Annotated in this window: 3 protein-coding genes and 4 pseudogenes; 1 reads left to right on the top strand and 6 read right to left on the bottom strand. The window is 59.7% G+C overall.

Annotated features, from left to right (window positions below; translation table 11 throughout):
• The 3 genes and pseudogenes from ACIOZM_RS31195 to xerD form a co-directional block, all read right to left on the bottom strand.
• Positions 1-179 (bottom strand): annotated as a pseudogene (locus ACIOZM_RS31195) (homoserine dehydrogenase); the annotation flags it as partial.
• Positions 180-310: 131 nt separating this feature from the next.
• Positions 311-1042, bottom strand: coding sequence for a bifunctional protein-disulfide isomerase/oxidoreductase DsbC (dsbC, locus tag ACIOZM_RS31190; RefSeq protein WP_401221411.1), 732 nt, complete (start codon positions 1040-1042; stop codon positions 311-313).
• A 255-nt stretch (positions 1043-1297) separates the two neighbouring features.
• Positions 1298-2194: a site-specific tyrosine recombinase XerD gene (gene xerD, locus ACIOZM_RS31185; protein WP_401221409.1), complete on the bottom strand. Its 897-nt coding sequence runs from the start codon at positions 2192-2194 to the stop codon at positions 1298-1300.
• A 108-nt stretch (positions 2195-2302) separates the two neighbouring features.
• Between xerD and ACIOZM_RS31180 the strand changes: the two genes are divergently transcribed.
• Positions 2303-4114 (top strand): cation:proton antiporter, encoded by a 1812-nt coding sequence (locus tag ACIOZM_RS31180; RefSeq protein ID WP_401221406.1) that lies wholly within the window; start codon positions 2303-2305, stop codon positions 4112-4114.
• Between the two features lie 114 nt (positions 4115-4228).
• Here ACIOZM_RS31180 and ACIOZM_RS31175 read toward each other — a convergent pair.
• The 3 pseudogenes from ACIOZM_RS31175 to ACIOZM_RS31165 all read right to left on the bottom strand — a co-directional run.
• Positions 4229-4342, bottom strand: a pseudogene (locus ACIOZM_RS31175) (acyl-CoA thioesterase); the annotation flags it as partial.
• Between the two features lie 154 nt (positions 4343-4496).
• Positions 4497-4610: pseudogene (locus ACIOZM_RS31170) on the bottom strand (acyl-CoA thioesterase); the annotation flags it as partial.
• 145 nt (positions 4611-4755) lie between these two features.
• Positions 4756-4869 (bottom strand): annotated as a pseudogene (locus ACIOZM_RS31165) (acyl-CoA thioesterase); the annotation flags it as partial.
• Positions 4870-4974: the final 105 nt, after the last annotated feature.

Raw genomic sequence — 4974 nt, 5'->3', positions numbered from 1 at the left:
TTGGGATTCGCAATACCGGTCGTCTGGAACTGAGGCTTTGGCGTGCGCATGGCAATTTGTGCCAGTTCGATCCCACGCCCGGCACGACGAGCAATTTCCTCGGCGTTGCGCTGAAGTACGTTGAAGGTACCGCCACCGACGGTCCCTAACCCACAGATGCCTACTTTGACCGGATTCACTGTGAACTCCCCATAAAACGGCCGACTCAAGGCCGGCCGGAAAACAACCGCGTGCTCGCGGTTCTCTATTAATGGCCCGGCGACGTTGCCGCCGGACCATGATCGTCAAAGGCTGACCGTGACGATGCGAATTACTTGGCGCCGAGCGCCAGTTTGGCGACTTGTGGCGCAGGCTGGTAGCCCGGAATGACCTGGCCGTCAGCCAAAACGATGGCCGGTGTACCGTTCACACCAATCGACTGACCGAGGGCGAATTGCTTGGATACCGGGTTATCGCACTTGGCGGCCTTGATTTCCTTGCCATCGACCATCTTGTCCATCGCGGCTTTCTTGTCTTTCGAGCACCACACGGCTTGCAGCTGCTCATCACCCGGCGAGCCGAGGCCCTGACGCGGGAACGCTACATAGCGCACTTCGATGCCGCGCTTGTTCAGCTCAGGCACTTCGGCGTGCAGCTTGTGGCAGTACGGGCACGTGGTGTCGGTGAAGACAGTGATGTGCGACTTGGTTTCGCCAATCGCCGGGTAAACCACGGTTTCAGCGACCGGAATGCCGTTGACCAGTTTGGAGATGCCGAGGCGTTCGGTTTTCTCGGTCAGGTTGACCGGTTTGCCGTCCTTGAGCTCAAACATGTAGCCCTGAACGACGTACTGGCCGTCAGCGCTGGCATACAGCACGCGGCTGCCTTTGAGTTTGACTTCATACAGGCCGGCCAGCGGGCTGGCGCTGATGGTTTCAATCGGGGTTTCGAGCTGGAGGCTTTCCAGGCTTTTACGAATGGCTTTGTCGGCCGCGTCATCGGCGACGGCAAAGGTACTGACCAACGCAATGGCTGCGGCGGCGATAATCTGGGTCAGACGCATGAGGACTCCTGAAGGCGGACAAATGGAACGATCAGAACGCCCGTGTCGAAACACCGGGTCATAACCGTCCATCGTGCAAACCGGGAAAGCCTACCACATAAGGTCTCGGCGACCGAATGCGCCTGTCGCCAGAGATTTTGTGAGCACCGAAGATCCTGTGGGAGTGAGCCTGCTCGCGATAGCGACAGGCCTGACAACACAGCGGTGACTGACAGACCACCATCGCGAGCTGGCTCACTCCTACAGAGTTTGTATTCAACCTCTCGGGTGGTGTTTGGCGTGCAGATCCTGCAGGCGGGCGCGGGCTACGTGGGTGTAGATCTGCGTCGTCGACAGGTCGCTGTGGCCGAGCAACATCTGCACCACCCGCAGGTCGGCGCCGTGGTTGAGCAAGTGGGTGGCGAAGGCATGTCGCAACGTATGCGGCGACAGCGATTTGCCGATCCCGGCGACCTTGGCCTGATGCTTGATCCGGTGCCAGAAGGTCTGGCGGGTCATCTGTTCGCCACGCTGGCTGGGAAACAACACGTCGCTGGGACGCCCGCCAAGCAGCTCTTGGCGACCATCACGCATATAGCGCTCGATCCAGACAATCGCCTCCTCGCCCATCGGCACCAGCCGCTCCTTGCTGCCCTTGCCCATCACCCGCAACACGCCTTGACGCAGGTTGACCTGCTCCAGCGTCAGGCTGATCAACTCCGTCACCCGCAAACCGCAGGCATAGAGGACCTCGAGCATGGCGCGATCACGCTGACCGATGGCTTCGCTCAGATCCGGCGCCTTGAGCAGCCCTTCGACGTCAGCTTCCGACAGCGATTTGGGCAGGGGCCTGCCGAGTTGCGGCATGTCGACCCGCAAGGTCGGATCGACCGTGATCAACTTTTCCCGCAGCAGGTAGCGATAAAACCCACGCACACCGGAGAGGAATCTCGCGGTGGAGCGCGGTTTGTAGTTCTGTTCCAGACGCCAGGCCAGATGATCGAGGATCAATTCGCGGCCGGCATTGCTCAGCTCAAGATTCTTCTCCAGCAACCAGCCGTTAAACAACGCCAGATCACTGCGATAGGCGTCGCGGGTATTGTCGGACAGGCCTTTCTCCAGCCACAAGGCATCGAGAAACTGGTCAATCAGCGGGTGGTCGATAGCAGGCATGGGCGCTCAAGACACGCAGACTCAACGGCTGCGCACAAATGTAGAGTGAACTGAAGGAATGGCCGCTAGTCTTTCATAGCCCGCTATATCAAGGAACAGGGAGCTTCAATGAACGAGCAACAAATTCTTTTGGCGTTTGGCGGGATAGGCGCTGCGGCGCTGGGCTGCCAATGGCTGGCCTGGCGCCTGAAGCTGCCGGCGATTCTGTTTCTGTTGTTGACCGGAATTCTCGTCGGTCCTGTGCTCGGCTGGCTCGACCCGCAGGAGATGTTCGGCCCGTTGCTGATGCCGCTGGTTTCGCTGGCGGTGGCGCTGATCCTGTTTGAAGGCAGCCTGACCCTGCACCTGTCGGAATGGCGCGAGATCGGCAGCGTCGTCCATCGACTGGTGACTATTGGCGCCATCGCAACCTGGATCGTCATCGCGGTCGCCACTCACTGGCTGCTCGGCTTCGACTGGTTGCTGGCGATCCTGTTTGGCAGCCTGACACTGGTCACCGGGCCGACGGTGATTGTGCCGATGTTGCGGGTGGTGCGGCCGAAGGCTTCGATTGCCAATATTCTGCGTTGGGAAGGGATCGTTATTGACCCGATTGGCGCCCTGCTCGCCGTGGTGGTTTACAGCTTCATCATCGCCAGCGGCGAAGGTCATGGGCTCAAGCAGAGCCTGCTGACTTTCGGCGGGGTGATTGTCTGCGGCGCTGTCTTCGGCATCGTTGGCGGCTGGTTACTGGGCACGGTCATCCGTCGGCAATGGTTGCCGGAGTATCTGCACAATCTGGCATCGCTGGCCGCCGTGCTGGGGATATTCATTGCGTCCAACGAAGTAATGCACGAGTCCGGTTTATTGGCGGTAACGCTGATGGGCATGTGGCTGGCCAACATGAAAGGCGTGGATGTGCGGCATATCCTGCACTTCAAGGAAAACCTCAGCGTGTTGCTGATTTCCGGGCTGTTCATATTGCTCGCCGCACGGCTGGATCTGAATGCGTTGATTGGCCTCGGACCTTTGGTGCTGATTCTGCTGCTGGTGATTCAACTGATCGCCCGACCGCTGACCGTGATGCTCAGCACCGCCGGTTCCAGCTTGAGCTGGCGCGAGCGCGCATTGCTGTGCTGGATCGCGCCACGGGGGATTGTAGCGGCGGCAGTTTCGGCGATTTTCGCGATTCGCCTGAATGAAGCGGGACACGAAGGCGCGCTGTTGTTGGTGCCACTGACATTCGCCGTGATCATCGGCACCGTGGTGCTGCAAAGCGCTACCGCACGGCCATTGGCGCGACTGCTGAAAGTAGCCGAGCCGGCGCCCAGCGGTTTTCTGATTGTTGGTGCGAACGGCCCGTCGCGCCTGCTGGGCAAGTCTTTGCAGCAACTGGGTAGCCGAGTGCTGCTGACCGATTCCAGTTGGGAGAATATTCGCGCGGCGCGTATGGAAGGCTTGCCGACCTATTTCGGCAACCCGGCCTCGCAACATGCCGATGCGCATCTGGATCTGGTCGGTCTCGGGCATTTGCTGGCGCTGTCGCCATCAGGGGAACTCAATACCCTTGCCGCTATGCGCTTTCGCCATGACTTTGGGCATCAGCGCCTGTTCGGGCTGGCAAGTGGGCATGAAAGCCGTCGCACTGATAAACACCGGGCGAGTCTGGAACATCGTGGCAACCAGTTGGGTAGCGAGGCGCTGACTTACGCCAGGCTGGCCGGCCAGTTGGGTCAGGGGGCAGAGATTTACAGCACGACGCTGACCGATGGCTTCAGTTGGGATGAGTACCAGGCATTACACGGTAATCGGGCGACGTTGCTGTTTATGCGCGATGACAGTGGCTGGGTGCATGTGGTGACGCCTGAGACCACGCTGAAACCGGGGTCTGGGTGGACGTTGCTGGCGTTGATTCAACCGGAAACCAGCGGCGTCTCGTAAATCGAATCGCGGGCAAGCCCGCTCCCACAGGGTAAGCGGCGTTCACAAATTCTGTGTACGACACAGACACTGTGGGAGCGGGCTTGCCCGCGATGGCCGCGACTCGGTCTGCGATCAGACTGCAAAACCCGGCAGCACCGGCACTGGCCGCTTGTCATCATCAATCGCAACAAAGCTGAATTGCCCATGAATCGCCTTCTCGCGACCATCGCAGCTCATGCTTTCAACGATTCAGCCGGAAACCAGCGGCGTCTCGTAAATCGAATCGCGAGCAGGCTCACTCCCACAGGGTAAGCGGCGTTCACAAACTCTGTGTACGACACGGACACTGTGGGAGCGGGCTTGCCCGCGATGGCCGCGATGGCCGCGAATCGGTCTGCAATCAGACTGCAAAACCCGGCAGCACCGGCACTGGCCGCTTGTCATCATCAATCGCAACAAAGCTGAACTGCCCGTGGATCGCCTTCTCGCGACCATCGCAGCTCATGCTTTCAACGATTCAGCCGGAAACCAGCGGCGTCTCGTAAATCGAATCGCGAGCAGGCTCACTCCCACAGGGTAAGCGGCGTTCACAAACTCTGTGTACGACACGGGCACTGTGGGAGCGGGCTTGCCCGCGATGGCCGCGACTAGGTCTGCAATCAGACTGCAAAACCCTGCAGCACCGGCACTGGCCGCTTGTCATCATCAATCGCAACAAAGCTGAACTGCCCGTGAATCGCCTTCTCGCGACCATCGCAGCTCATGCTTTCAACGATTCAACCGGAAACCAGCAGCGCCTCGTAAATCGAATCGCGGGCAAGCCCGCTCCCACAGGGTAAGCGGCGTTCACAAATTCTGTGTACGACACGGACACTGTG

The sequence above is a fragment of the Pseudomonas sp. NPDC087346 genome (assembly GCF_044744235.1).
GTDB lineage: Bacteria > Pseudomonadota > Gammaproteobacteria > Pseudomonadales > Pseudomonadaceae > Aquipseudomonas.
This window is presented reverse-complemented; position numbering and strand designations above follow the sequence as displayed.